4 protein-coding genes are annotated in these 3654 nt (G+C 39.0%); 1 reads left to right on the top strand and 3 read right to left on the bottom strand.

Going from position 1 to position 3654, the window contains the following annotated elements; genetic code table 11:
• Window positions 1-92: 92 nt before the first annotated feature.
• Window positions 93-470, top strand: coding sequence for a DUF6088 family protein (locus JEY82_RS19525; protein ID WP_304088963.1), 378 nt, complete (start codon window positions 93-95; stop codon window positions 468-470).
• A gap of 733 nt (window positions 471-1203) precedes the next feature.
• Here JEY82_RS19525 and JEY82_RS19520 read toward each other — a convergent pair.
• From JEY82_RS19520 to JEY82_RS19510, 3 genes are read right to left on the bottom strand one after another with little or no spacing between them, the layout of a single operon-like run.
• Entirely contained in the window at window positions 1204-2112 is a 909-nt protein-coding gene (locus tag JEY82_RS19520; protein WP_304088961.1) for a hypothetical protein, read from the bottom strand.
• Window positions 2113-2117: 5 nt separating this feature from the next.
• Window positions 2118-2657, bottom strand: a complete 540-nt coding sequence (locus tag JEY82_RS19515; RefSeq protein ID WP_304088958.1) for a hypothetical protein — start codon at window positions 2655-2657, stop codon at window positions 2118-2120.
• Window positions 2647-3411, bottom strand: a complete 765-nt coding sequence (locus JEY82_RS19510) for a glycosyltransferase (RefSeq protein WP_304088955.1) — start codon at window positions 3409-3411, stop codon at window positions 2647-2649. Before JEY82_RS19510 ends, JEY82_RS19515 begins: the two co-directional genes overlap by 11 nt.
• Window positions 3412-3654 lie beyond the last annotated feature (243 nt).

Here is a 3654-nt window from a genome sequence, read left to right as displayed (position 1 = left end):
ATTCATCCTCCTTGAATGGGAGGAAGTATGTCATATGAGAAAATTAATGGAAGATGCAGCCGTCTGGACGGTTACCTGGAGAGGATTAAATCATGCAAGTTTCAGCACAAATAAATAATTACATAAAATCGATCCCACCGGGGAAGATCATTACTTATCAAGACATTAGAGATTTGCAGGAGCGCAAACCGCAGGCTCTGGCAAAAGCTTTGGAACTTCTGGTGAAAAAGCAGATTCTAATCCGGCAAGCTAAAGGGACTTTCTACCGCCCAAAGAAAACTATTTTGGGGCAGGTCAGCCCTTCTGACGAAGAACTGATTTCTTTCCTGACACGCAAAGACAACAGAGTTACCGGAATCCTCACCGGACAGTCAGTATACCTGAAACTCCAAATAGCCACGCAGATTCCTAGCACCCTTACCATTGCGAGTATCACTCCCAGAAAAAAGCAAACTGTGGGGAAATTATAAGTCCAGTTCGTGCGCAGTTATGTTTCATCAATTAAGAAAGAAGAAATCCCCCTTTTAGAACTGCTTGAGGCTCTGAGGTTTATCAAGAAAGCACAAGATTGCACACCAAACGAAATTATTGCTGCTGTAAAGAAAAGGATAAAAGTACTTACAAAAGAAGAATTGCAAAGGCTTATTGGGTTTGCGAAAGCCTTCCTAAGGGGTTAGCTACCCCCTTTCTAATCGAATCTTTACGTGCGACTTTGAATCCATATACGAAATACAAATTGCCAATATCTGAAACAATTCTGAAAAACAAAAAGGCATGGGGTATAGTGTGAAGCTTCGTGCGGCGAGACTCCGACTGAGTCCCGGGGTCAGAAAATCAGACATATCTATGACATTCACCACCTTATGCAGAGAAAAGAAATTCAAACCTTCGTGAGCTCTCCTGACTTTCATGAACTACTGAAAGTGAAGGGAAATATGATCACGGTTACGTGTAGCTTCTTGATTCATACGAGATTAATGCAATTTGGACCATCTTAAAAACTGCCAAAAACCAGCTAAAACTACCGAATTTTGTACGCAGTTTTGCGTACAGTTTTGCCCTATAAAATTCCTCGAAAAAGATCGATATATACTCCAAAAAAGCTACATAGCCTTTATTGTAAAGCAATCGAAGATACAGGCTTTAATTAGGTCGGTTACACATGATTCTAATCTTTAAACAACAGACTATTTTGATAAAAAATTAATATGGATAATTAAACTCTGCCCTAAGAACATCCAAAGCCACTAGTTCTTTATCTTTGTAACGGTCCCTATCGATTAACGAGGGTTGCCCTGTAGGCGGAACATCATGGTACATCTCCTTGTAGATGTCGAAATTAAGACAAGTCTGATTTCTAAGATGCATATCCCTAAACCACTGACAACCTACATCTAAAATTTGCTTACCAACGTTAATAAATGCACCAAAGGGAGTAGCCTTGCCTACGGGCATGGTCATTTTTCGAGCTATTTTCATATTTATCAAACAACACCATTCATTAACCCTACACTCCGGTAGAGGCCATGGCTGTTTAAAAAAAATGGGATGCATTCTGGGTATATGATAAGCGCGGACTTGCTTACCTTCTGGAGGCTGTGCTCCACGATATAAACTGACCAATTCACGAAATTCAGGACGATAGTCCATATATGTATCCGGGGTACATTTGCCGGAAAAAAAAGCGGGACAATACCAGCATTGCCCGATGTGACCAGCTGCCACATTGTCACCTATCCCATCTAGCATTGACCCAACAACATCCTGTTTAAAGATAACATCATTGTGGATAATCAACACATAATCTTTATCACTCATTTCCCAGCCATATTGATAACGGATGGAATGTCGATAATCTATATCTTCCATTTTATCCCATTCAATGGGAAAACAGTAGTTCCATTGCTTAGGCATAAAGTGAACAATTTTATGAGACAAAGCATTCAAAATATAATCATGGCAACCAACGTCGATTCCACGAGTTTGAGTGTTTTCCTCTATAAAATAAATCTTATCAATATGATCCCCACAAGCGCGTTCAAGAGAAAGCAAAGCCAAACAAGTTTGAATAGGCTTACCACAAACACTTATAATAACATCTACTTTATTCACAAGATCTACCCTCTCAAAAGAGCCATTACGCCAATATTTTTAATCTTCAGCCCTTGAAATTGTTTCATTTCTTCAGGAAAGAATTCATCCGTTAAATCAAAATTCCAATAACCGGCATCAAAGCTATAAACTTCAAAACCCAAAGCCTGAAAATCTCTGGCAAGGTCAAGAGTATTCCACATATTATGGTGTGCCATAAGCTGGTTCGCCCCAGTAAGTTGTGCCGGAGGGAATAGTATTTTTTTCATAGCACGAAATGATAAAACATCGTCCTTCCACATATTTATAGCGGCTTCCGCATCTGTAAGAACAACGCTAATTTTCCCACCAGACCTAAGTTTGCGCCTTAAGGTCTTAAGAAATTTTACATACAACGAAGTCGGGATATGTTCGAGAGTGTGAATCATACGAAACTCGCTCACAACGTTATCATTTGAAATAAAGCCGTCAACATCAAGAATATCGTGTTTAATATCACAATCTTCTTCCATATTTACCGTGGTAAATTCCTTATTTTTACAGCGTCCACCGAGATCAAATTTCATCTAAGAACCTCCTGGCAATACAATTATAAGTAGTGTCGGTAGATTTAATAATCTCGGGGGTGAGCTTCGATAAATGCTTCCCCCATGCGATATTCTCCCAAAGATGCATAGAATAAACATTATCCAAATCTGTGTCAGTCTTTTCAAATAAGTCACTCAAACCATGTGCCGTGAATAGATGCTTAAAAAAACTGATTTGCGGCTCTATATGAATATCTGAGGGGATAGTTTTTGCCAATTGTCCCGGGAAAAAAACTGAATGATTATCCCATTCTGGCGTACCGGGCTTGCCGCCTTTAAATGCACTAGCGTGCCCATCCAGCCACCGTTTAGCAAAACGGCTTTGCCTGCTACTCATCATAAAGGCATTACAAAGCCCCATTTCCCCCTGCTTTCCCATTACAAAGGGTTTTTGGAAAAGATCAGGAGGCAGTTTATTAACAAAAAGTGTATCCATATCCGCGTACACTCCGCCAATCTCCAAAAGAGCATTAAGTCTTATTATATCTGCCTGATGAGCATAATGTTTAATTGGAATACCAAAAATATTATCAGGTGGGGTAACTTTAATAAGCTTAACAAGAGGTTTAACTACCTCCCAGTACGGACCATATGGTTCATGATGATAATGGAAAAAAATTTTTACGGGTTTATTGACTCTGGCACAGGATATTATAGCCAAAGCATGTGCAAGATGCAAAGGCTCGGTTTGTTCTTTTAATCCAAACACGAAGTGAAAAAGATTAGGGATCATAATTATAATAAACCACCCTTTGCAAGAAGACACATTAACAATTTAAAATAACTACTCTAAAAAATGAACGGCAGCCCACATTCTTATAATTCGAACAACACTGAATAGATAGTTAGAAATAGGTACAGAGTCAACGCCAACAATTAGTCACATTATATCCAGATAAAAGTAAGCGTAGAAATAGCTGCACCTTACAAATGAAATTAAATCTGCTATATTGCTTTGCCTTTTGGCATTTTCCAT

It is taken from the genome of Maridesulfovibrio ferrireducens, assembly GCF_016342405.1.
GTDB classification, from domain to species: domain Bacteria; phylum Desulfobacterota; class Desulfovibrionia; order Desulfovibrionales; family Desulfovibrionaceae; genus Maridesulfovibrio; species Maridesulfovibrio ferrireducens_A.
Note: the sequence above shows the minus strand (reverse complement) of the source record. Positions and strands in the feature narration are given on the sequence as shown.

Coding starts and splice junctions, on each gene's coding strand:
- JEY82_RS19510 (WP_304088955.1), bottom strand. CDS start 3,411: ATGATCCCTAATCTTTTTCACTTCGTGTTTGGATTAAAAGAACAAACC.
- JEY82_RS19515 (WP_304088958.1), bottom strand. CDS start 2,657: ATGAAATTTGATCTCGGTGGACGCTGTAAAAATAAGGAATTTACCACG.
- JEY82_RS19525 (WP_304088963.1), top strand. CDS start 93: ATGCAAGTTTCAGCACAAATAAATAATTACATAAAATCGATCCCACCG.